22 protein-coding genes are annotated in these 23,526 nt (G+C 68.2%); all 22 read right to left on the bottom strand.

All coding sequences use genetic code 11. The features are described 5' to 3' along the window. Window positions 1-62: 62 nt before the first annotated feature. Window positions 63-890, bottom strand: a complete 828-nt coding sequence (locus tag ABD151_RS16790; protein WP_343995945.1) for an SDR family NAD(P)-dependent oxidoreductase — start codon at window positions 888-890, stop codon at window positions 63-65. Continuing rightward, on the bottom strand, window positions 887-2,119 hold the full coding sequence (locus ABD151_RS16785) for an NAD(P)/FAD-dependent oxidoreductase (protein ID WP_343995944.1): 1,233 nt from the start codon (window positions 2,117-2,119) through the stop codon (window positions 887-889). The genes ABD151_RS16790 and ABD151_RS16785 overlap by 4 nt, the downstream gene beginning before the upstream one ends. Window positions 2,120-2,122: 3 nt before the next feature. Continuing rightward, window positions 2,123-2,317 (bottom strand): ferredoxin, encoded by a 195-nt coding sequence (locus ABD151_RS16780; RefSeq protein WP_343995942.1) that lies wholly within the window; start codon window positions 2,315-2,317, stop codon window positions 2,123-2,125. 32 nt (window positions 2,318-2,349) lie between these two features. Beyond that, window positions 2,350-3,663, bottom strand: coding sequence for a cytochrome P450 (locus tag ABD151_RS16775; RefSeq protein WP_343995941.1), 1,314 nt, complete (start codon window positions 3,661-3,663; stop codon window positions 2,350-2,352). A 16-nt stretch (window positions 3,664-3,679) separates the two neighbouring features. Then, window positions 3,680-5,191 carry an aldehyde dehydrogenase family protein gene (locus ABD151_RS16770; protein ID WP_343995940.1) on the bottom strand — a complete coding sequence of 504 codons (1,512 nt, stop codon included), beginning with the start codon at window positions 5,189-5,191 and terminating at the stop codon, window positions 3,680-3,682. 5 nt (window positions 5,192-5,196) lie between these two features. Beyond that, on the bottom strand, window positions 5,197-6,252 hold the full coding sequence (locus ABD151_RS16765; RefSeq protein WP_343995938.1) for an alcohol dehydrogenase catalytic domain-containing protein: 1,056 nt from the start codon (window positions 6,250-6,252) through the stop codon (window positions 5,197-5,199). A gap of 23 nt (window positions 6,253-6,275) precedes the next feature. Next, window positions 6,276-6,680, bottom strand: coding sequence for an SCP2 sterol-binding domain-containing protein (locus ABD151_RS16760; RefSeq protein WP_343995937.1), 405 nt, complete (start codon window positions 6,678-6,680; stop codon window positions 6,276-6,278). A 42-nt stretch (window positions 6,681-6,722) separates the two neighbouring features. Further along, the gene (locus ABD151_RS16755; protein ID WP_343995936.1) at window positions 6,723-8,267 is read right to left on the bottom strand and encodes an acyl-CoA synthetase; all 1,545 of its coding nucleotides are present in this window, start codon (window positions 8,265-8,267) and stop codon (window positions 6,723-6,725) included. 146 nt (window positions 8,268-8,413) lie between these two features. Continuing rightward, the gene (locus ABD151_RS16750; RefSeq protein ID WP_343995935.1) at window positions 8,414-8,647 is read right to left on the bottom strand and encodes a hypothetical protein; all 234 of its coding nucleotides are present in this window, start codon (window positions 8,645-8,647) and stop codon (window positions 8,414-8,416) included. Continuing rightward, a complete protein-coding gene (locus ABD151_RS16745) occupies window positions 8,647-9,717 on the bottom strand; it encodes a peptidylprolyl isomerase (protein WP_343995934.1) in 1,071 nt (356 codons plus the stop codon). The genes ABD151_RS16750 and ABD151_RS16745 overlap by 1 nt, the downstream gene beginning before the upstream one ends. Continuing rightward, the gene (locus ABD151_RS16740; protein ID WP_343995933.1) at window positions 9,705-11,996 is read right to left on the bottom strand and encodes an RND transporter family protein; all 2,292 of its coding nucleotides are present in this window, start codon (window positions 11,994-11,996) and stop codon (window positions 9,705-9,707) included. Before ABD151_RS16740 ends, ABD151_RS16745 begins: the two co-directional genes overlap by 13 nt. 13 nt (window positions 11,997-12,009) lie before the next feature. Beyond that, window positions 12,010-13,317, bottom strand: a complete 1,308-nt coding sequence (locus ABD151_RS16735; protein WP_343995932.1) for an MlaD family protein — start codon at window positions 13,315-13,317, stop codon at window positions 12,010-12,012. Between the two features lie 43 nt (window positions 13,318-13,360). Beyond that, window positions 13,361-14,626, bottom strand: coding sequence for an MlaD family protein (locus ABD151_RS16730; protein ID WP_343995931.1), 1,266 nt, complete (start codon window positions 14,624-14,626; stop codon window positions 13,361-13,363). After that, the gene (locus tag ABD151_RS16725) at window positions 14,623-16,032 is read right to left on the bottom strand and encodes an MlaD family protein (RefSeq protein ID WP_343995929.1); all 1,410 of its coding nucleotides are present in this window, start codon (window positions 16,030-16,032) and stop codon (window positions 14,623-14,625) included. The genes ABD151_RS16730 and ABD151_RS16725 overlap by 4 nt, the downstream gene beginning before the upstream one ends. Then, a complete protein-coding gene (locus ABD151_RS16720) occupies window positions 16,029-17,321 on the bottom strand; it encodes an MlaD family protein (RefSeq protein WP_343995928.1) in 1,293 nt (430 codons plus the stop codon). The genes ABD151_RS16725 and ABD151_RS16720 overlap by 4 nt, the downstream gene beginning before the upstream one ends. Before the next feature lies 1 nt (window position 17,322). Continuing rightward, window positions 17,323-18,735, bottom strand: coding sequence for an MlaD family protein (locus ABD151_RS16715; protein WP_343995927.1), 1,413 nt, complete (start codon window positions 18,733-18,735; stop codon window positions 17,323-17,325). Further along, window positions 18,732-19,964, bottom strand: coding sequence for an MlaD family protein (locus ABD151_RS16710; protein WP_343995926.1), 1,233 nt, complete (start codon window positions 19,962-19,964; stop codon window positions 18,732-18,734). Before ABD151_RS16710 ends, ABD151_RS16715 begins: the two co-directional genes overlap by 4 nt. Window positions 19,965-19,974: 10 nt before the next feature. Then, window positions 19,975-20,829 (bottom strand): ABC transporter ATP-binding protein, encoded by an 855-nt coding sequence (locus tag ABD151_RS16705; protein ID WP_343995925.1) that lies wholly within the window; start codon window positions 20,827-20,829, stop codon window positions 19,975-19,977. Window positions 20,830-20,843: 14 nt separating this feature from the next. Next, window positions 20,844-21,635: an ABC transporter permease gene (locus ABD151_RS16700; RefSeq protein ID WP_343995923.1), complete on the bottom strand. Its 792-nt coding sequence runs from the start codon at window positions 21,633-21,635 to the stop codon at window positions 20,844-20,846. A gap of 108 nt (window positions 21,636-21,743) precedes the next feature. Continuing rightward, window positions 21,744-22,577 carry an MlaE family ABC transporter permease gene (locus ABD151_RS16695; protein WP_343995922.1) on the bottom strand — a complete coding sequence of 278 codons (834 nt, stop codon included), beginning with the start codon at window positions 22,575-22,577 and terminating at the stop codon, window positions 21,744-21,746. Between the two features lie 99 nt (window positions 22,578-22,676). After that, window positions 22,677-23,066: a hypothetical protein gene (locus tag ABD151_RS16690; RefSeq protein ID WP_343995921.1), complete on the bottom strand. Its 390-nt coding sequence runs from the start codon at window positions 23,064-23,066 to the stop codon at window positions 22,677-22,679. Continuing rightward, a complete protein-coding gene (locus ABD151_RS16685; RefSeq protein WP_343995920.1) occupies window positions 23,056-23,493 on the bottom strand; it encodes a hypothetical protein in 438 nt (145 codons plus the stop codon). The genes ABD151_RS16690 and ABD151_RS16685 overlap by 11 nt, the downstream gene beginning before the upstream one ends. Window positions 23,494-23,526 lie beyond the last annotated feature (33 nt).

Below are 23,526 nucleotides of genomic sequence, written 5' to 3'. Positions count from 1 at the left end.
GCGACGTCGCAACGCTGACGAACGAGTTGGCCCCTCAAACCGTGATTTGAGGGGCCAACTCGTCAGGGACTATCGGTCGGGGGAAACGCTCCGGTGAGGTGTCGGGGGCGGTGCCAGACGTAGGGCGCCAGGTCGGTGACCCCGGCGGCGCCGAGCACCTCGGCGTCGAGGAGCATCCGGCCGGTCACCTGACCGGGCGGGCGGGCGAAGACCTCGACGGCGGCGTCTCCCATGATCTCGGGGAGATACACCTTCTGCCGCCGGGCCGGAAGGAAGACTCCCCCGGGGTCCCGTAGCGGCGCGTGCGGCCACAGGCAGTTGGCCGAGACGCCGGCATCGGCATGCTCGGCGGCCCAGCCGAGGGTCAACGCGGTTGCCGCGTACTTGGTGGCCAGGTACGGCACGCTGGAGCCGAGACCGCCCTCCTCAAGCTCGATCGGCGGCGAGATGGTCAGGATCTGGCCATGCGCTGCCCGACGCAGGTAGGGCAGCCCGGCCCGGGTGAGCAGGAACGTCCCCCGGATGTTGACCTCCACCATCAGTTCGAAGGCCGCCAACGGAGTGTCAGTGGTGCCGTCAAGACACATCACGCTCGCATTGTTGAGCACCAGATCGAGACGGTCGAACCGGGCGATGGCCGCTGCCACCGCCCGGTCCGCTCCCGCCCCGTCCCGCACATCCCCCCGTACCAGCAGGAACTCGCGCCCCCATCCCTCGATCCGGGCACGCAGTTCCTGCTCATGCCGGTCCGACTCCCCCGCAGGGAGTTCCCGCGCCAGCAGCACCACATCGGCACCAGCGCGGGCCGCCGCACAGACAATGGCCTCCCCCACACCGCGGGTACTGCCCGAGGCGAGCAGGACCATGCCCCGCAGCGGTGCCGACGTCAACGCGTTACAGCCTGCTGGGTGCTGACGCCGGCGAACTCGAGCGCCTCGGTCCAGCTGGCCCGATTCACGATCAGCCGTCGGTACTTCATGATCTGGGTCGGCCGGTCGACGCTCAGTACGCCGACCAGACGGTCGCCGCGACGGTAGAGAGCCAGGAAGCGGTCGTCGTCCTGCTCGGCGCTGACCACCCGCACCTCGTCGGCACGCGGGATGCCGACGAACTGGATCCGGTGGTCGTACCAGTCCGACCAGAAGTACGGCACCGTCGAGAGCGCTTCGTCGCGGCCCGGCTCGATCGCGTTGCGCGCCGCACACGCCCCCTGCTCCGCAGCGGTGGTCCAATGCTCCAACCGCATCACCTCACCGTCGAACAACGGGTTCGGCCAGTGCATGACGTCGCCGGCCGCATAGACACCGGGGACTCCCGTCCACAACGACTCGTCGCAGACAATCCCGCCATCACGTTCGTGCAGCCGGACGCCGGAGCCGGCCAGCCAACCGGTGTTCGGGATGACGCCTATGCCGACCACGACCAGATCGGCAGCGACCGTCGACCCGTCCGAGAGCCGGACCGCGGTGACGGCACCGTCGCGTTCCTCGAAACCGGTGACCGTGACGCCGCAACGCAGGTCGGTACCCTGCTCCCGATGCAACTGAGTGCAGGCCTCGCCGATCTCGGTGCCCACCGACCGCGACAGCGGTACGTCGAGCGCCTCGACGATGGTGACGTCGAGGCCACGTTTACGTGCGCCGGCCGCGACCTCGGAGCCGATGAAGCCGGCGCCCACCACCACAGTGCGGGCGCCGGCGTCCAACGCGGCACGGACGGAGCGGGCGTCGTCAAGCGTGCGTAGTGGGTGCACGCCGCCCAACTCCTCCGTGCCGGGCCAGCGCCGGGCGGTGGCGCCGGTCGCGATGACCAGCGCGTCGTAGCGCACCTCGGCGTCACCGACCCGAAGTACCTGGCGCTCGGCGTCGAGGCCGGACGCCGGAGTCCCGAGCATCAGGGTGACCCCGAGCTCGTCCCGCAGATGGTCCGCGGTGCGGAACCAAGGCTCGCTCGGCGTCTCGTCGGCCAGGTAGGCCTTGGACAACGGAGGTCGGTCGTAGGGCAGGTGGGCCTCGTCGCCCACCAGCACCACCTCCCCGTCGAACCCCGCGCGACGGGCCGCCTCAACCGCCCGAAGCCCGGCCAGCGAAGCGCCTACGACCACCAGGCGTCGCACCATCGCTCAGTCCTCGACAATCCGGATCGCCTCGGTGGGGCAACCCGCCACCGCTGCTTGCGCGGCTGCACGGCTGTCTGCGGTAGGCCGCTCCACGAGCAGCGACAACGAGCCGTCCTCCTGAATCTCGAAGAGATCCGGCGCCTCCGCCTCGCAGATGCCCAGACCGGTGCACCTGCTGTAGTCGATCTCCAAACGCATCTGAGATCGTTCCTTCCTTCTCGTACTGGTGGTCAGCTGGTTTCCGGCGTGAACGTGACAGGCATCCGCTTCACACCGCGCATGAAGTTCGTGCCCAGCAGTTCGGGCTCGCCGGCGGCGAAGTCCGGGATCCGGGTGAGCAACTCACGGAACATCGCCCGCAGCATCGACTTGGCGAGCTGGTTGCCCAGGCAGAAGTGGATACCGCCGCCACCGAAGCCCATGTGCGGGTTGACCTGCCGGCTGAGGTCGAACGTCTCCGGCGCCTCGAAGACGTCGGCGTCCTGGTTGGCGGAGGGGTAGAACATCACCACCTTGTCTCCGGGCAGGATCTTGCGGCCGCCGAGCTCGGTCTCCTTGACGGCGGTGCGGCGGAAGGTCATCACCGGCGACGCGAAGCGGATGAACTCGTCGATCGCCGGACCGATCCGGCCCTCGAAGTCCTCCATCAGCCAGGCGCGCTGCTCGGGGAACTCGGTCATCGCCTTCACCGTCAAGCTGGTGGTGTGCTTGGTGGTGTCGGTGCCGGCCACCGCCATCAGGATGAAGAAGGCACCGATCTCGAAGTCGTCGAGCCGCTGGCCGTCGACCTCGGCGTTCATCAGGCTGGTGAACAGATCGTCGGTGGGGTTGGCGCGACGGGCCTCGATCATCTCCTCGGCGATCTCATGCAGGATCGAGCAGGCCTCGACCTGGACCTCGTCGGCGGACCGCTCGCCCAGGATCTCCGGATCGGCCCAGGCCACCACGTCGGCCGCAGCGGCTGCGGTCTGCGCACGCAGGTGATCGGGCACCCCGAAGAGCTCGCAGAACATCCGCACCGGAAGCACCTCGGCGCACTCCGAGACGAACTCCACCGAACCCTTGGCGGCGATCGCGTCGACCGTCTCCTTGGCGGCGACCAGGACCTTGTCCTCGATCCGCTTGATCTGCTTGGGGGTGAAGGCCGCACTGACCAGCGCCCGCAGCTTGTCGTGACGCGGCGGGTCCATCGCCAGGAACGACTGGGACATCTCCAAGAAGATCGGCGGCAGCATGTCGAACAGCACGCCCTGGCCCGAGATGAAGGTCTCGTGGTCCCGGCTGACCTGGGCGATGTCGGCGTGCTTGGTCAGCGCCCAGTAGCCGGGATCGTCCGGGTCGGGGGTGACGGCGTCCTCGACGGGTCGCTGCCAGGAGACCGGGTCCGTCTCGCGCAGCACCTTGAAGATCTGCTCGCGCTCTTCGGAGGGCTTGGCCCAGAACGCCTTGGTCGAGATGTCGACGGCGCTGTGCTCCGGCTTGTCGACGTTGGTGGCGGCGAGGAAGGTGACTTCGTCCTCATCCTCGAAAATGTCAATGCTCATCGGGTACTCCTCAGTGTCAGTCAGCGTGGCTAAGAAGGGCGTCGTAGGGACGACGCTCGCGGCGACCGGAGAGGTCGAGGTAGACGTCCTTGACCTCGGTGAACGGGTCGAGGGCGTTGGGGCCGAGTTCGCGGCCCAGACCGCTGGTCTTGTAACCGCCGAACGGCACCTTGACGTTGATCTGATGCGCGTCGTTGATCCACACCGTGCCGGCCTGGATCTTGGGCGCCATCTCCAACGCACGCTCGTTGTCCGAGCTCCACACCGAGGAGGCCAGGCCGTAGTCGGAGTCGTTGGCGATCTGCAGGGCCTCGGCCTCGTTCTGGTAGCTGATCACCGAGAGCACCGGGCCGAAGATCTCCTCGCGGGCGATCCGCATGCTGTTGTCGACGCCGGTGAAGATCGTCGGCTCGATCCAGAAACCACCCTCGAAGCCGTCGACCTGCGGCACGCCGCCGCCGAGCACCAGGTTGGCGCCCTGCTCCTTGCCGGACTCGATGTAGCCGAGGACCCGTTCCTGTTGCCGGCGCGAGACCAGCGGCCCCATGTCGGTCTCCCAGTCGCGGGTGTCGCCGACCTGGATGGTGCGGGCGCGCTCGATCAACCGCTCCACGAACTCGTCATGGCGCGAGGCCGGGACCAGCGCCCGGGTCATCGACATGCAGACCTGACCGGAGTAGAGCATCGAGCCGTAGAGCAGGCCGTCGACGGTGAGGTCGAGGTCGGCGTCGTCGAGCACGATCGCCGGTGACTTGCCGCCCAGTTCGAGGGTCACGCCCTTCACGTTGTCGGCCGCGCTACGCATGATCTGCTGGCCCACCGCAGTGGAGCCGGTGAACCCGATCTTGCCGACGCCGGGGTGCTCGGCCAACCGCTGCCCGGCCTCCGCGCCGAGACCGGGGACGACGTTGAGGACACCGGCCGGAAGCCCACACTCCAAGGCGATCCGGGCGAACTCCAGCGTGCTCAGCGGGGTCCGCTCGTCGGGCTTGATCACCACGCTGTTGCCCACCGCGAGGGCCGGCCCCATCTTCCATAGGCCCAGTAGCAGCGGGAAGTTCCACGGCGCGATGGCACCGACCACACCGATCGGCTCACGTCGCACGGTGCTCTGCCCGAGGCTCGGGAAGCTGGCCCGCGGCATCGGCTGCTCGAACTGGTAGTTGGCACCCAGCTCGGCGAAGTGGGTCAGGTGCGGTGCCACGTAACCGATGTGGAAGCCGGTCGCCTGACGCACGGTCGCGCCGTTCGCCATCAGCTCCAGCTCGGCGATCTCTTCGAGCCGCTCGCCGACCTTGTCGGCGATCTTGAGCAGGACCTCGGTCCGCTCGCCGGCGGTCGCACGCGACCAGTCCCCCGCGTCGAAGGACTTCTGCGCCGACTCCACGGCGAGGTCGACCTCGGCTGCCCCTGCCTTGGCGGCGGTGGCGGTGACCTGGCCGGTCGACGGATCGATGATCTCCAACGTTGCCGAGGTGTTGACCTCTTCGCCGCCGATGATCAGCGGAAAGTGCGGAAGCTCGCTCATCGCCGTCACTTCCCCGGGTCGAGGACGATCTTGGTCGCCTCGTGGTTGTGGAACATCTTGTAGGCCTGGGTGACCTCGCTGAGCCCCATCCGGTGGCTGATCAGCCGCGACGGGTTGAGCTTGCCGACGTTGACCAGCGCGGTCACCTCGTCCATGTAGTTGACGATGTTGGCAACGCCACCGGTGATCGAGATGCCCTTGAGCCACAGTTCGCCGAACGGCAGGTTGATCGACTCCTCCAGGTAGACGCCCGGAATCGAGATGTGGCCACCGGCACGGGCCAGCCGGCACGCCGAGAGCAGGGCGGACTCGTGACCCACCGCGTCGATCACGATGTCCGCGCCGCGCCAGTCGGTGAGGTCGTACACGGCGTCCTGCGGGTCGCCCTCGTCGGCGTTGACGCCGATCGCACCGATCGCTTCGGCCTCCTTGAGACGTGCGGCGACCTTGTCGACGACGACCACCTGCGCAGCGCCCAGGGCGACCGCGCTCATCGCGGCACAGAGGCCGACCGGTCCGGCGCCGACCACGGCAACGGTGTCGCCCGGCGTGAAGACCCGGCGGACGGCCTCGTACCCGGTGGTCATGATGTCGCCGGTGAAGAGGTGGTCGTCGTCGGTGCCGGCACCGATGGTGGGGATCTTGCGCATCGACAGGTCGGCGTTGGGCACCACCACGTACTCGGCCTGGCCGCCGTCGAGGCCGCCCAGGGCGATGCCGAGGCCGAAGATCCGCGACCCGATACAGCGGGCCGGGTCGCCCTTGCGACACGAGAAGCAGTGTCCGCAGTTCACCACGCAGGAGGCGACGGCGCGGTCACCCACGGTGAACTGGCCGACGGCCGAGCCGACCTCCACCACGGTGCCGAGGAACTCGTGACCCAAGATCACGTCGTCCTCGATCTCGATCCGGCCCTCGTAGGGGTGCAGGTCGGTACCGCAGATCGCGGTCTTCTCGACCTTGAGGATCACATCACCCGGGTCCGTCATCTGCGGACGCGGGACCTCCGCGTACTCGACCACATGCGGCGAACGCAGGATCGCAGCCTTCATCAGTTCCATCGTCGTCTCCCTTGCGCCACGCCTCAGGCGTTGGCGGCGTCCTTGTCAGCGACGAGAGCCCGGTAGATCGGGAACAGCGACTTGGCCAGCGGGACGAGCTTGAGGATCTTGTTGACCGGTCCCTTCGCCTTGACCTCGCCCTTGGCCAGGCCGACGGCGAGGTTGTACTCACCGCGCCAGAACTTGTCGCCGGTGTCGGACTTCATCAGCAGGGTGACCGTGGCCGGCTCGGACTCGTCGCCGACGGTGACGGTCATCTCCGGCTCCTTCATGACGACGTTCATCACCACGTCGGGGTCCGAGTAGTAGACGCGCAGCACCATGTCGGTGGCCTTGAACTTAGGGCCGATCTCGTCGTGCGCAGCAGCGGCGCGGAACACACCGCCGATGTACTGGTCGACCTCGGCAGCGTCGTGGAAGTAAGCCATGGTTCTTCTCCTGGGGTTAGGTGTCGGGTAGGTCGTGGAAGGTCAGGACGTGGGCTGGAGGTAGGTCTCCAGGACCTTGCGCTTGAGCAACTTGCCGGTCGGGGTGCGCGGCAGTTCGTCGACGAAGTCGAGGCTGCGCGGGCACTTGTAGCGGGCGATCCGGCCGCGCACGAACTCGATCAGCTCGGCGGCCAAGGCTTCATCGGCGACGACGCCGGGAGCCGGTTGGACGACGGCCTTGACCTGCTCGCCCATCTCGTCGTCGGGGATCCCGATCACGGCGACGTCGGTCACCTTCGGGTGCAGGGTCAAGACGTCCTCGACCTCGCGCGGATAGATGTTCACTCCGCCGGAGATGATCATGAACGCCTTGCGGTCGGTCAGGAACAAGTAGCCGTCGGCATCGACGTAGCCGAGGTCTCCGGTGGTGGTCCAGTTCTCGTGCTGCGGGTGCCGCGCCTCCCGGCTCTTCTCCGGGGCCCGGTGATATTCGAACGGCGGGATGTCACGTTCGAAGTAGACCGTGCCCACCTCGCCGGTAGGCATCTCGGCGCCGGACTCCTCGTCGCAGATCCGGATCACCCCGAGGCCGGCCTTGCCGACCGATCCCGGCTTCTCCAACCACTGCTGGGGATTGATCAGGGTGATGCCGTTGGCCTCGGTCGAGGAGTAGTACTCGTGGAGCACCGGTCCCCACCAGGCCATCATCTGCTGCTTGACCTCGACCGGGCAGGGGGCCGCCGCGTGGATGACGGTGCTCAGCGTCTCGTGGCGATAGCCGGTGCGCACGCTCTCGGGGAGCTTGAGCATCCGGACGAACATCGTCGGCACGAACTGGGCGTGCGTGACGCCGTACTTCTCGATCGCGGCGAGGGTACCCTCGGCGTCGAACTTGCGGGTCATCACCACCGTGCCGTTGAACATGTGCACGATGCCGCCGAAGCGCAAGGGGGCAGCGTGGTAGGTCGGTGCCGGCGAGTAGTAGACGGTGTCGGCGTCGAAGCCGTACATACCGCCGAAGACGGTGGCGAACGGGTCGCCCGGCTCGTGCACCTCGCGGTCCGGCAGCGCCGGCTTGATCCCCTTGGGACGACCGGTGGTGCCTGAGGAGTAGAGCATGTCGGCGCCACGCGGCTGCACGGCCAGCGGCTGGGCACTGACGCTCGCCAGCGCCGCCTCGTAGTCCTGGTATCCGTCGAGGTCACCGCCGACGGCGAGCCGAACCTCAACGTCAGAAGGCGAATCGGTCAGGTACGCGGCGATCTCGGTGAACTCGGCGGAGGTGATCAGCACCCGCGCGCCGCAGTCGGCGACGATGTAGGCCGCCTCCTCCGCGGACAGGTGGTGGTTGACGCCGGTGACCAGTAGTCCGGAGCGCAGAGCCGCCCAGTAGATCTCGAAGACCTCGGGGCTGTTCGGGGCGATGAACGCGATGTGGTCGCCACGGCGCAGGCCTGCTTCGTGACAGAACCGCGCCAGCCGTGCCGACCGCTGCTCCAACTCCGCGTAGCTGCGCGTCTCGCCGGTGTCGGCCATCACGATGGCCAACTTGTCGGGGTTCGTTGCGGCGTGAGTGCCGGGGTACATCGTTCCTCCTCGGGGTAGAGGCGGCCGGGCCCTGAGTGAGGGCAGAGGGCCCGGCCGACGTCCCTAACTGTGTCCCGGGTCACCCACCCCGAACATCTCCCCTGGGGGGCGATTGCGTACCCCCATCGGAGCGACGCGGCGCAGACTCAGAAGGCAGCGGAGCCCAATGCAGCAAGGCCGACGGCCAACAACAGCGTGCCGGCGCCGAGACAGGCGAAGGCTCCACGTCGATACACCCTCGCGCCATGTTCGCGGTCCTCGGGCGTGCGCCACTGCGGCACCAGATCGCCGCCTGCGCGTAGCGCCCAACGCCCCAACGCGAGCAGGACACTGCCCAAGCTGCAGGAAAGCACCGCCGAGACGAGCAACGAGGGGTCCATCAGTCGCCCTTGCAGACGTCCGAGCCGCCCTGGGGGTCGGACATCGAGGCCGGCAACGCCAGCGGGTCCTTGGGCCGATAATCGTCGGCGTAGGTCACGTCGGCCTCTTCCAGCCGCTTCGCCAGCCAGTCGCGCCAGTTCGTCGACTGGGCCTCATAGAGCAGCAGCTGTGCCAGTTCGCCCTGGACCGCCTCGAAGGCCGGATCGGTGGAGGCGACCACCTTCCGGACCATCCCGATGTTCCAGCCGTGGCTCGAGCGCAACGGCCCGAACACCGTGTTCGGCTTGGCCTCGAAGGCCGCCGTCGCGTAGTCCCCCTCCAGGTCGGCGCTGGTGACCAGGCCCAGGTCTCCGCCATTGGCCGCGGTACTGGTGTCCGCGCTGCGGGTCCGGGCGACCTCGGCGAAGCCACTGCCACCCTTCAGCGCGCGCAGCACCGACTTCGCCTCGTCCTCGGAGGTGACGACGATGTTGCTGATCCGGCGTTGCTCGGGTGAGCGCAGTTGGCAGCGACGTTCGTCGTAGGCGGCCCGGACGGCGTCCGCGCCAGGGGCCACCACATCGGCCGTCACCTCGGCGAAGAGCTTGGTGAGCAACAGATGACGGCCCACCTCGTCACGCACCTGAGCCTCGGACGTGCCCTGCGCGGCCAGCGCGGCGACGAAGGCGTCGCGCCCCTTGGTGCCTTCACCGAAGTAGGTCTGCACGTACTGCGCGGTCGCTTGTTGGGCGTTGCGCTCCGGGATGGACAGATCCATCTCGTCGGCGGCTTCGTCGATCACCTGGCTCAACGCCATCGCCTGGGCGGTGTCTCGCCAGAACGCCGCCGCCTTGTCGTCGTCGGTAGGGACCTCGACCCCGTAGAGCGCACGCAGCAACGAGGCCCGCGCCTCGACGTCCTTGATCGTGACCACCTCGCCGTCGATCCGGTACGCGGCGTCCTCAGGCAACTGGTCACGCTGCCAGAACCACCATCCCGACCCCGCGACGAGCACGGCCACGACGATCACGATCGCGCCCACCTGCTTGCGGGGCAGGCTCGACAGCTTGGTTCGGATCAGTTCACGCACAACAGCTCTCCCTTGTCGAGGGGCTCGGCAGTCTCGTCCGAGCCGGAGTGATGGTCGGGCAGCTCGGGCGCCACGCTGGCGCGCACCACTACCCAGGACGCCAACGCGGCCAGGGCGACCGCCCCGGCAAGCAGCGCACCGAAGCCCCGTACCGCGGCAAGGCCGGAGCTGAGCAGCACCAGATAGCCCACAGCGCTGGTGGCCGCGACCACGCCGACCGCGCGTCGCAGCGTGCGGCTCCCGGTGCGGATCGCCTCGGCCTGGACCACGGTGAACTCACAGCCCACCGCGACGGTGAGTGCACCCAACCCGACGGTGACCGGATTGAGCGGGATGCCGAACAGGTACAGCAGGGCGAAGCCCCAGCCGGTCGCCAGCACCGCCGACCAGACCGCCCGCGCAGCATCGCCACGTCGGGTCAGACCCAGCGCTAGGACCAGCCCGGCAACGGCGATGCCGGCCACGTTCGCCAGCAGCCGATCCGAGGAGATCAGGTCCTGTGCGTGCAGGGCGACGATCGGTAGTCCGGTGATCTCCAGGTCGTAGCCGGGCGGCGGCAGGGCCAGCGTCCGGTCCAGGTCGCGGGTCACCGCCCGGAGCGCATCGAGGTCGCCGACATCGGTACCGAAGCTGAGCACCGCGGTCCGCCGGTCGCGGGTGACCGCGGAGTCGAGCAGGTAGGCGGGCAAGAGCCGCGCCGCGGCCTCGATCTCGTCCACCGTCGGGTTCCGCCCCAGGAAGGAGAAGAGGCTCACCGGCGAGGTGACCGGCGCCAACACATCGCCATGTTCGAGGACGATCGCCTCGTTGGCATCTCGCAACCAGGTCAGCGCCTCGGGGCTGAGCACGTCGGGTCCGCGCAGCACCACGTCCACCTCACCGGAACTACCGATCACCTGCTGCACGTGCTCGGCATCGCGGTAGACGCTCAGGCCACCGGCGAACTGTTCGACGTCGGTCTCCAGGCCCAGCGCCGGGAGTGCCCACCAGCCGCCGACAGCAACGACGGTCAACGCACCCGCGAGCACGCGAACCGCCGTCTTCCGGCACGGCACCTCGACCACGGTGTTGTCAGGTTCGGGTGCGTTCGGCGTCGCGGCGCCGTCGGCCAACCACGGCCGTAGCAGCACGCCCAGCCCGGCGGCGAGCACGATGCCAACAGCCAGGGTCAGGCCGAGGTCGTGGACCAGCGGTAACGGCGAGAGCCCAAGCGTGGCAAGGCTTGCCGCCGACGCCGCGGCCACCACCAGCACCGTGCGCCGCCGAGCGCCCATCGCGAAGTAGGTCGGGTAGTAGCAACCCATCCCGAGCAGCACCGAACAGAACGCGACCACCCCCAACGAGACCGGGCGTCCGGTCCAACCGAGGAATGCGACGGCGCCGGCGACGGCCAGCAGAGTGACCGCAAGCGGCGCCAGCCTGCGACTACGGCGCAGCCAGGTCGCGGCGAAGAGGCAGAGACCGACGCCCGCCACCGCGAGCAACGCCAGCCGTGGACCTTCGCCGATCGCGGTGTCGGAGATCGCGGAGATCAACACCGGCACCCCAGTAACGGTGACCTCCGTGTCGGGGAGCTCGGCCCGCTCGACGTCGGCACGCACCTGCTCCACCAGGGCTGAGGCCTGCGCGGCCGACGTGCCCTCCGCGGGGCGGACCAGGATCGCCACACTGCGCCGGTTCGGCACCAGGAAGTGCCACTGCGCCCGGATGTTCCCGGCCTCGGTGCGCACCACCTGGTTGATGAAGTCGGGGTTCGAGAGGGTCGGTAGTCCGCCGGGCATCGCCTGCACCAGCAGCGGTCCGTAACGGAGGTCGAAGGAGGATCGCGCCTTGGCGGCGGCCCGTTCGAGATCAGCCCGGCTGCCTCCCGCCGCCTTCGCCTCGGCCTTCGCCTTGTTGATCTCCAGGTCGCGGCGACCGACCAGCTGGGTGAGCAGGTCCTGGGCCCGGCCCGCCACCTGGTTGAGCAGGGTGGCCGGCCCGTAGACCGCGGCGACGTCGCCGAGCGCCGCCAACTCGCCCTCGAGCCGGAAGAGTTCCTCGACCCGGTCGGCGTCCAGCCCCTCGCCCTCGGTGCTCTCGACGAGAACCACGATCGGGTCGCCGCCGAACTGCCGGGTGACCTGGTCGTAGGCGGCCACCTGGTGATCGTCGGCCGGCAGGAAGCTCTCCAGGCCGGTCTCCAGGTGGGTTCGGGACAGCCCGATCACCAGCAGCGGCAAGGCCACCAGGCCGAACAGGATGACCCCGATCGACCTGGTGGTTGGACGCTTGCCCATCATCGCGGCCGACTCACTGAACCGGTTCCCGCTCGACGCGCGGATAGGTGCCGCTGTACGGCGCCAGCGAATCCAGCGACCCTGGCCGCGGCAATGGGTTGTTCCGGTTGAGCGGTCCGATGTGGGTGTTGATCGGCGAGTTCTTCAAGCTCTTCTCATTCGCGATCACGGTGATCCGGAACCAGTGCCCGTTGGCGTCCTTCTGGCTCAACGTGCCACTGAAGTTCGCGAAGAACGCGGCCAGGTCCTTCCCGTACGGCTCGAGGTAGCCGAGCATCGGGTTCAGGTCACTCATCAACGTGGTGGCCGGCGGGACGATGTTCCGGACGCCGGTGCTGAAGGTCGGAACCTGGTCGGTGGTGGCCGGTGCCTGCTTGAGCACGCTGGTCAGCGCCGGCAGCGTGGCCCGGAGGTCGCGGGTGGTGGCCGGGAGCTCCTCGACCGCCTGCGCCAGCGCGGGTGCCGCGGCGTCGAGATCGGCAACCACCGGCAGCAGCGCGTCGCCGAGCTCGGTCAGGTCGTCGCTACTGCTGCGGGCACTGCTCATCACCGGCGGAAGCGCACGCAGCACCGCGCCGATCTCCTGCTCCTGCCCGGCCGTCGCCTCGCTGAGCGCCTGGGCATCGCCCACCAACGCTGCGATCTGCCCCCGGCGGGTACTCAGCGCGGCGAGCACCCGCGAGGAGCTTCGGGTCAGCTCGGTGAGGTCCTTGCTCTGGTCCGAGATCGCGTCGAGCACCGTCGCGCCTTCCCGCCCGAGATCTCCGAGGCCGGCGAACGCTGCCTCGTAGTCACTGCTGCGGCCGTCGGTCGCTTTGCTCAACGACTGCACGCTCTTGCGCACCGCAGCCCGGGTCGGCGCATCCAACGACTCCAGCACGTCGTTCAACTGCGTGGCCGGCTTCGCCGCTCCCTCCGGCAGGGTCGAGCCGCTGGCCAACACCGCGCCCTCACCGTCGGTGATCTCCAGGAACGACTCCTCCACCAGGCTCTTGGCCCGGACCTGCATGGTCGCGCCTTCGTGCAGCGGTGCCACCTCGTCGTCCAGCTCCACCACGACTCGGGCGTGGTCGCCGCGCTCCTCGACCTCGGTGACCTTGCCGACCTTCACGCCGGCCACCATCACGTCGGAGAAGTAGACGACGTTCGCGACCTCGGGAACGTCCATCGCGATCGTGTAGCCGTCCTGGCTCACCACCGGGATCCGACCACCGGAGTTGATCCAAAGGAACCCGAAGACCAACGCACACAGGGTGCTGAAGGCCACCACCACACCGAGGCGGGTGCGCGGGTTCAGCGCTTCCTTACCGTCGTCGCTCATCGCGCCACGTCCGTCCTGAGAGTTGGGGTGTTGATCGCCGCGCTCATCCGAGCGGTCCGTCCACGTCGGAGGTGCCGAGGCCGGCGAGCAGGTTGGTCGGGAACGTGGTCGGAGTGACCACGGCCATCGCGCGCAGGATGCCGCCGTTGGCGTCACGCATGCTGGTCACCGATCGGGTGTTGACCATGAAGGCGCCGAGGTCGGGCAGGTACTTGGTGAGCACCTTGGTGATCGGGTCGAGCCGCGCGCCGATCCGAACCAGCCCGGGGGTTGCCGTCCGCAGCTGGGTGGTGAACGGGCGCAGGTCCGCGATCACCGGGCGGGCCTTGGCCATCACCGGTTCGGCGAGGTCCACCGTGGTGTCCAGTTCGTCGACGGTGGAGGTCAGGTCCCGCAAAGCGCCCGGCAGTGCCTCGCTGCTCTCCTTGACGCTGCGCAGCGTCGGGTCGAGCTGCTCGGTCAACGCGGCGACCTCGCTGGTGGCGCCGTCCAGCTTGGCGACCAGGTCGGGCAACTGGGCCAGCGACGAGTCGAGCTCAGACTGGCCATCGGCCACCACCCCGAGCGTCGACTGCAAGGAGTCGGCAAGGTCGGTCAGACGCTTGTCGTTGTCACCCACTGCGGTCGAGACCTGGCCCAGCGAGCTCACCAACCTGCGCAACGCATCGCGCCGGGTGGCCAACTGCTCCACCACCGGCTGCAGGTCGCCGAGTACCTCGGTGGTCGCGTCGAGACCGGCCGGAAGCTTCGCCGGCGCACTCGCCAGGGCGTCGTCCGCCTCGCTCAGCAAGGTGGTCAGCGCAGCCCGCGAGCCGTCGTCCAGTTCGGCAAGGACCTCGTCCACCTGCACCGGGCGCACCGTGTTGGTGACCGGCAGCGTGTGGCCCGATGCCAGACGCTTTCCGGGCGGACCTCCCGGAGCGATGGTCACGTACATCTCGTTGAGCGGGCTCTTGGGACGCAGCACCAGCCGGGCGTTGTCGTAGATCTCGACGTCCGGTTCGAGGCTCATGGTGAGCTCGGCGCGGCCGTTCTTGTTCACCTCTCCCCCGGAGATCTGGCCGACGATCACGCCGGCCATCCGGACCTCCTGGCCATTGCCGGGCGAGACGCCGGGGGCGGCTTCGAACTCGGCCGAGAGCAGGAACTTGTCCTGCCAGGGGGCGTCGAAGCGCTGGTTGCCGAGGATGAAGCCACCGGCCACCAGGGCAAGCGCGATCAGCGCCCCGATCACGCTGACGTTCTTCTTCAGCCCCGGCTCGGAGCGCACCCGCTCCAGGTTGCGCCGCATGCGGTCACGAAGGTTCATCGCTTGGACTCCTGGATCCGCGAGATCAGCTTGTCGACGGCGCCGCTGTTGGGCTGCGCCTCACTGCCCGCGTTGTTGAGCGGGGCCAACGTCTCCAACGGGACGTCCGGGTAGTACCAGGCGGTGAGCACCTTGAAGAGCTGCTCGGTGCTCAGTGGCAGGCCGCCGAGGCTGCCCACCCCGACGCCCGGCTGGACGCCGACGATGTGGCCGTTCGCGTCGAACATGTTGCTGGCCCGCGACAGGTTCGTGATGGTCAGCGCGATCTCCTCATACATCGGCCGATCGCTCTTGCTCAGCGCGTAGTTACGGTTCCCGACGTAGTCGTCGTACAGCCAGGTGTTGATCGGGCCGTTGACGCGATCGATCACCGGGCCCTTCACGTCGCGCACCACACTGTCGAGGCCCTGGGCGCTCGGCACCAGGTTGCGCACCACCGGCAACGCATCGGCCACCACGCTGCGCAGGTCGGTGACCACCGGGCGGGCCTTGACCAGCACCGGATCGACCTCCTGCAAGGTGCGGGTGAGTTCCTGGGCCACCGGACGAGCCTCGGCGGCGGTGTCCTGGAGCAGTCCCAGGGAGGAGTCCAGCCGGGCCAGCGCGGTCCGGGTCTGGTCCAGGGTGCCCGGCAGTCGGGCCACCGTGCTGGCGAGCTCAGGACTGCGTCGGGCCAGGACTGCCGTGGTGGTGTCGAGGTCCTCGACGATCGCAGCGAGCTGTCCGGGCTTGCGGTTGAGCACCCGGGCGGTGGACTCCAGGCCTTGGACCACCTTGGTCAGGTCGGTCTCCGGCTTCTCGCCGCGGGCCGCCTTGAGTACGCTCGCGGCCGGAACCAGCGTGTCGTCAGCGTCGCTGAGCAGCCGGTCGACCGCGGCGCGACCGTCCTCATCCAGGGTCGCGTTGACCCGATCCAGGGTGCCGGTCAGGCCGTCCAGCGCCTCGGGCTGCAGGGTGCGCGCGACCTTGTCCAGCTCGACGGCGACCTCGGTGCGGGCAACCGGAATCTCACGCGAGGCGAACGATCCGGGATCACCCCCGGCAGCCAGGTCGACGAAGTAGGAGCCGCCCAGCAGCGTGGTCGCCCGGATCGTCGCGGAGGGTTCGGAGCCCAACGTGCGCAGCACGTCCTCGTCGACCTTCAAGGTCACCTTGGCGGTGCTGTCGCTCTCCTCCTCGACGCCGACCACCTTGCCGACCGGAACGAAGCCGACCTTGACCTCGCTGACGTGCGGACGCAGTTTGTACTGCCGATCGAAGTGCACGGTGACCTCGTCGCCCGACATCATCGCGCTGGAGATCCGGTCCTTGTTGAACAGCGCCCAGCCGATCACCAGGGTTCCGACCAGCATCACGATGCCGATCTGCGCGGAGCTGAGCCGCCGCTTGTCTCTCGTCGCGCTCATCGCAGCACCTCCAGGGGATTGGTCGCGTGGGAGTCGACCGTGCCCGGGGCCGGGTAGGCCTCACGGTGCGTGGTCGGCGTCCGGACCGGGACGACGCCGGTGACGATCTCGGGCGTGACCACGGGCGAGACCCGCAGCCAACGTCCGTTCTTGTCGCCGATGCTCATCCCGTTGCCGGCTCGGTAGAAGAAGTTGATGACCTCGTCGAGGTAGGGCACCAGAGACTGCAAGGGGTTCCTCGCCCGGTCCAGGGCAGTACCGGCCTGGCCGACCAGTCCGTGTGTATCGCGCAGCATCGGCGTCAGGTCGACGACCGCAGTCTCGAGGCTCTCGCTCACCTTCGGCAGCGTCCGCAGCGGAACGACCGCCTCACGCAACAGCCCACGCAGACTCGGGGTCGACTCCCCCAAGCGCTCCGCGGCCGGCCGCAACCTGCGGGTGGCCGAGGCGGTCAGTGCCAACGGCTTCTCCAAGGTCTGCAACGCGGTCCGGGCCTCGGACAACGTCTCCGGCGCCTGCTGCAACACCTCAGCCAGCGGCTTTCCGCCGTCGGCGTTGACGGCGGAAAGCGTGGTGGAGAGGTCGCGGGTCAGCGCCGCCAGCTCGGCGGACTGACCGTCGAGCGTTCCTGCCAGAGTGTCGGCGGCGTCGAGCATCCGGCTCAGGTCGGCACCGTCGTCGGCGGAGAGCGCGCGGGAGACCTCGGCGACGTCGTCCAGGATCGCGGGCGCGGCACGAAGACCGTCCTGACCGTCACGGCCGCGACCGGCCAGGCCGCCACCGACCTCACGCAACGTGGTGCCGGTCGCCTCGCGGGTCTTGGCGTCGAAGGTGTCGAGTACCTGGTCGAGCTCCGTAGACGACCGGGTCTGGGCCCGCGGGATGGTGGCGCCCTTGCTCAGCTCCCCCGCCTTCTCGGTACCGGGGATCAGCTCCACGTACTTCTGACCCAGCGCCGAGCGCGCACCCAGGCTGACCGTCGCGTCCTTGTAAACCGGCCGATTGCCGTCGAGGCGCATGTCCACCACCGGCGAACCGTTCTCCAAGGCGATGTCCTCGACGAACCCGGCGCGGACCCCGGCGATCCGGACCTCGTCACCGGCCCGCAGCGGCCCGGTGTCGGCGAAGCTGGCCTTGATCTCGTTACGGCTGGCCCCGGGGACATAACCCGGCACCCCGTTCTTGGCGGTGACGGCGAAGACGAGCATCGCGATCAACGCGATCACCGTCAGCGCGCCGACGCGGACCGAGACCTTCTGCGCCGCTTGGCGGCGGGCAACGGCACCCATCTCACTGGCCTCCCAGCAGGTACTGCAGGGCGTCGCGCTCCTGCTTGTCGGACAGTCCGGTGACACCACCACGGGCGTCGGTCTTCGGTGCGAGCAGGGAGCCCGGCAGGCCCAGCAGGCCGCCCAGCAACTGGTCGGTCAGCCCGTCGTCACCCAACAACCCGGTAAGCAGGTCCTTCGGCGGCTTCGAGTCCTTGGTGGACTCCGTGACGTGCGGACGCGGGGTACCCAGCTCGGCTGGCAGCAGGCCGAGGGCGGCACCGTCATCGAGCACGACGCCGGCCCGGAAGTAGTGGCCGAGACCGTCGCGTCCGTTGGTGGTCAGCGCCCAACCACGGACGAACTCCATGATCATCGTCATCTCCGGCGCGACCCGTGCCGTGATCGCATCCACGTCGTCGAGGTCCGAGGCCAGGTCCGGGCCGAGCTGGCGCAGCAGCGCGGCGACCGGCTGCGCCTCGTCGAGCAGCTTCTGTGCCTTGCTCAGCACCGGATTCGCCGCACGCAACGCCGGGTCGGCGGCCGCAGCGAACTCCTCGAGTTCGCCACTGACCTCGGCCAGGTCATCGGTGAGCGGCCGCAACTTGCGCAGCGTCGGCGTCGCCTCCCCTGCCGCGACCTCCAGGTTGCCGACCGCCTTGCGAGCCGCCGTCAATGTGCTCGGCAGCTCGGCGACCATCGCCTTGAAGGCGGTCTCATTGGCGGCGGTGGTGTGCAGCAGTGACTGGGTCGAGGCCACCAGCTCCTCCAGCGACTGGCCCTCGTCGACCGCCAACCCGCCGGCGACCTTCTCCAACGACGTGACCAGGCTGTTGATCGTGGCGTTCTGCCCCTCCAGCACCTCGGTCAGTCCCTTGGTGTCCTTCATCGCCGGCAGCAGTGCCTTGACGACGTCGTTCACCGCGGCGCCGTTGCCGTCCAAGGACTGACCCAGGGTCGCGACCAAGGCGGCCAGTGCGGAACTGGTGTCCTCGTCGAGGACGTTGAGGACCTCGTCGAGGTCGGTAGCCGCCGTCACCTTCTCGGTGGCCAACTCCGCGCCGTCGCTCAACACAGGCTGGTCCGGCGAACCCTGGTCTAGCTCGATGTAGCGCTCGCCGAGCAGCGAGACCGGACGGATCGTGGCGCTGGCATCCCGGTGTACCGGAAGGGCGTTGCGGTCCAGCTCCATGGTCACCCGCGCGCCGCGCCGGCTCTGCTTGATGGTGGCGATCTTGCCCACCAGCACGCCCTTGATCCGCACCTCATTGCCTTCCAGCAAAGGGCTCGCGTCCTCGAAGTCTGCGACCACGATCAGCTTGTCGTCGTTACCGTCGGCGAAGACACCGGAGGCGAACGCGCCGCCGGCGATCAGCACGATCGCCATCGTGCCGATGATCCGGGCGCGGTGATCGCGCCATCTGAGCTGACTCATCGCATCTCATCTCCAGCAGCGTCGGTCCAGGGCTGATCGACGATCGCGCCCGGGGCCGGGTAAGGGTCGTAGGTGATACCCGGCGGCACGATGCCCGGGTTCTCGTTGAGGCTGGTGGCACTCGCGCCGAGGGACAGTCGCGCGTAGTTGCCATAGGAGTCGTAGTTCGCGAACGCCGAGGCCCACAGGCTCGGGTACGCCACGATCTCCGGGGTGTAGGGACGCGCGAACTCGATCGGCTCACGCAGGTTCTTCACCGCGGTGGTGAGTGACGGCAGCGTCTGGTTGGTGACGCCGACCAGACCCGGAGTGATCTGCAGCAACGTGTCGAGCGACGCCAGCGCGGGCTTGAGGTCTGCGGTCAACGGGCGCAGGTCGCGCAGCACCGGAGCCAGGTTCTTGGCGACCGGCTTCAGCTTCGCGGTCGCCGGAGCCAGATCGTCCAGCAGCGGCACGGCTTCGTCGGTCGTCGCCGGCACCAGGTCGAGCGTGCTGCGGGCCTGGTCGAGGGTCGCCGGCAGCGCCCGCAGCGTCTCGCGGACTTCGCCGCGGCGCTCCGCGAGACGGTCGCTGAGGGTGGCGAGCTGGGTCACGATCTGCGCCACCTCGCCGTCCCGGTCCGCGACCACATCCAGCGTCGTGTTGACCCGCTGGATCAGGTGCCGGATCGCCGGACCATCGGTGCCGAGCGCACGCAGGATCTCCCCCAGTGCCTCCAGCGTCGGACCCGCACCCCCGACCGTCTTTGCCAGGTCCTTCTCGTTGCCGTCGAGGGTGGTCGAGAGCCGTTTCGTCAACGACTGCAGGGTTTTACGGGTCGGTGCGTCCAGCGCGTTGAGCACCTGGTCGAGCTCAGTCGGCTTCGGTTGCCGCCCGGGCACCGTGCCGCCGTCCGGTACCTCGGCGTTCTTCTCGGCGCCGTCGGTGATGGACAGCACCCGCTCGCTGAGTGCTGCCTTCCAGTCGACGTCGATCTGCGCGCCGGCGTGCAACGGTGCGTGCTCGGGATCAAGCGCGAAGGAGACCTTCGCACGGCCGTCCACCACCTCGATACCGGTCACCTTGCCGGCCTCGAACCCGTTGACCAGGACCGGTCCGCCCTCGACCACGTTGGTGGCCGAATCCAGGGTGACCGTCGCCTGGTAGTCGTCGTCGCCGAGCGACCAGAGACCGCCCACCAACGCGAGCGCCGCGATCGGAACTCCGACCTTCAGTGCCTTGCCTGCCACGTCGCCGCCCTCAGTCCATGCCCAGCGGACCAGCGGACTCGCCGCTGAGGAACTGCCGGACGAACGGGTCGTCGTGCTCGAAGGCCTCCTCGGCCGGCCCGTAGTGGACGGTTTTGCCCTTCCAGATCAGACCGACATAGTCGGAGACCTTGCGGGCGGTGCGGATGTCGTGGGTGACCAGCAGATAGGTGCCGCCATGTTCGGCGTGCATCTCCAGGATCACGTCGTTGAGCAAGGAGGTACGCACCGGATCGAGGCCGGAGTCGGGCTCATCGAAGAAGACGATCCTCGGCTCCATCACCATCGCCCGAGCAAAGCCGGCGCGCTTGCGCATACCGCCGGAGACCTCGTTGGGGTACTTGTGCCAGGAACGCTCCAGACCCACCTCGGTGAGCCGACGGGTGACGATGTCCTGGATCTCGTCCTCGTGCTTGTCGGTGTGCTTGCGCAGCGGGAACGCCGTGTTGTCGAAGAGGTTCATCGACCCGAACAGGGCGCCGTCCTGGAAGAGCACCCCCATCTTCTTACGAACGTCGTAGCGTTCCTGCTCGGTCATCGACCACAGGTCCTGACCGAAGATGGCAACTTCGCCGGCGTCCGGTTCGAGCAGGCCGACCAGGTGCTTGATCAGCACCGACTTGCCGGTGCCCGAGGGGCCGAGCACGGTGGTGATCGCGTTGTCCTGGAAGTTGAGGTTCAGGCCTTGCAACACCTTGAAGCTGCCGAAGGTCTTGTGGACCTCCTTGACCTCCATGCTGTAGCTGGCCGGCGTTGCCTCGCCGGTGTCCGACGGGTCGAGGTGCCGCGGCGCGGGCTCGTTGACCTCGATGCGGTTGCCGCTGAACTTGTCGAGAATGCTGGTCATGGTCGGCTCCGTTGTCAGTTGGCGATCGGGGCGTTAGGGCTGAGGCCCCAGAAGAGTTGGGTGGTGAGTACGCCAAGGACATGGATCAGAACCATGTTGATCATCATCGATTTGGCGGTCGCTCGACCGACTCCGACCGGACCGCCGCTGGCGTTGAAGCCGTAGTAGCAGCCGACGAAGACGATCGTGGTGCCGTAGGAGAGCACCTTGATCTGCGAGTAGAGGAAGTCCAGCGGGTTCTGGTAGAGCCAGAAGATGTAGAGATAGCCACCTGGGGAGACACCGCCCAGTTGAACCACGGTGACCAGGTACATCGTCACGTACATCACGGCCAGGCCCACCGTGTACAGGAACGGGATCGCGATCCACGCCGCCAGCACCCGGGTGCCGACGAGGTAGGCCTTCGACTTGATTCCCATCACCTCGAGGGCGTCGATCTCGTCCGAGATCCGCATCGAGCCGAGTTCGGCGACCAGGCCACAGCCCACCTTCGCGGCGAAGATGTAGCCCCACATGTACGGCGACATCTCGCGGATCGAGCAGAACGCGTTGAAGATGCCGGAGTAGAGCGGAGCACCGATCTGCTTGAGGGTGTAGCTGGCCTCCAGACCACAGACCGTGCCCATCACGCCCTGCATCACCCAGATGATCAAGCCCGAGGAGATGATCAGGATGCCGGCCTGATGCAGCACCTCGCTGCTGTAGAGCCGGACGTCCTTGAAGGAGCGGATCGTCTCGCCGGAGAACTTGACGATGTCGCCGGCAACAGCGAAACCGTCACGGATCTGGGCCTGCACCTTCTCCACCGGTGAGAGCTTCGGCCCTGTCGGCACAACGGTTCCAGGCCGCGGGTAGTCATCCTCGGCGGCCACTTCGGGGCTCGCCCCATCACGTGTCGAAGTCATCAATGCCCCTTAGCGGTAGACCTGGATCTCGGGGGCAAGGCCGAGCAGGATCGTCGTGAACACGAAGTTGAAGCTCCAGATCGCGGCGAAGGCGATCACCACCGCCTGGTTCACCGCGCGCCCCACCCCAGCCGGACCACCGCTGGCCCGGAAGCCCTTGTAGCAACAGACGACGCTGATGATCAGACCGAACAACGTCGTCTTCAAGACGCTGGCCCAGATGTCGGTGGTGGTCGCGTTGGCGAAGAAGTTCGCCTGGAACGCGGCACTGGATGCGCCCAACTGCAAGGCAGCGAGATAGCCGCCCAGCACGCCGAAGGCCAGCGCGAAGAGGTCCATCAGTCCGGTCATCAGCGTCACCGCAATGACCCGCGGCAGGATCAGCGCGCGGACCGGGTCGATGCCAAGCACCTCCATCGCGTCGATCTCCTCACGGATCCGGCGCGCGCCCAGGTCTGCGGTGATCGCGGTGCCCATCACGCCGGCCACCACCATCGCGTTGATCCACGGCGCGAACTCACGCACCGAGGCCATCACGAAGAAGGAGCCGAGCCGCTCGGGGATGCCGAACAGCAGGTAGATGTTGCCGGCCTGCAGACCGGGTGCGCCGAACCCGAAGGCGACACAGGCGAACATCATCGGAACCCAGCAGAGCTTGACGGTGTCGAACATCTGGTCGCGGACGTCACCCCAGTAACCACGGGGTTCGCGCACGGCCGAGCTGATCACCTGGCCCAGGAGTTGGATCATCTCGCCCACTTCCTGAAGCGGCCCCAGAGCGCGCCGGGTGGCGCCGCTCGGTGCCGGAACAGCGGCCGGCTTCTCGGTGGGAGTGGTGGTCATAGTCCGCCCATCGTTGGTGATCTGGAACACAGTGATCGTGCCGCGAGCGGGAGGGACGGAGCATCCAGCCAGGGGGGTATTTGCCTACCCCTTTCGGGGCTACTCCGACTGGCGACGGCGGTGGAAGGCACCCATGAAGGCGCCGACGACGACCGCGGTCAACGAGGTGAAGAAGGCCTGGTCGACGGCGAGAGTTCCCGCAGCCGAGACCACCAACGGAAGCACCAACAGGTAACTCGCCACGGCCGCCGTCATGCAGTCGCGGACAGACCCGGCACTGCCCCGGTGCGGCCGAGCCGCCAACGCGAACGCGAGCACCGCCACCAACGCCAACCAGATGAATCCCAGCGGGCGGCTCAGCACGCCGACCCAGGGCTGGACCGCACCGCCGATGAGCAGCACGGTGAGCCCACGCGAGGCGCCGCGGACCACGAAGACCCAATCGATCGGGGTCCGCTCCGGGCGCGAGGCGGCGAGCTCAGCAGACACGACCGGCGTCCGTTCCAGCTCGACCGAGTCGATCTGCCCAGAGGTAGTCCTGCACCCGCGGCACCAGGACCGGAGCCGCCCCCAACACGGTCGCGGCCATCACCACCAAGGTCAGCCAACTCCCGGTCAGCGCCAATCCCAGGACGGCGACCACGCCGACACCGACCAACGGCGTCAACGCCCACCCGTGACCCAGCCCGACCAGAACGGAGAGCAGCACCACTGCGAGCGCGAGCACCATCGGCACTACGGCCGGGTTCTCCCCCACCCCACTGGCCAGCAGGTCACCGCCGATGAAGCCGCCACTGGGCTGCACCACCCGGTTCGCGCCGATCGCGACGCTGACCAACACCCACGCGGTGAGGTACCAGCCGAAGCCTGCCAGCATCAGCCAGCCGATGGGTCGCGAAGACGCTCCTTGTGCCATGGCAACGACGCTAGGTCGAGCGGCCCCTCGGGG

This window comes from Nocardioides dubius (assembly GCF_039528155.1).
GTDB classification, from domain to species: domain Bacteria; phylum Actinomycetota; class Actinomycetes; order Propionibacteriales; family Nocardioidaceae; genus Nocardioides; species Nocardioides dubius.
The sequence above is the reverse complement of the archived record's forward strand: the minus strand, read 5'-3'. Positions and strand labels throughout refer to the sequence as shown.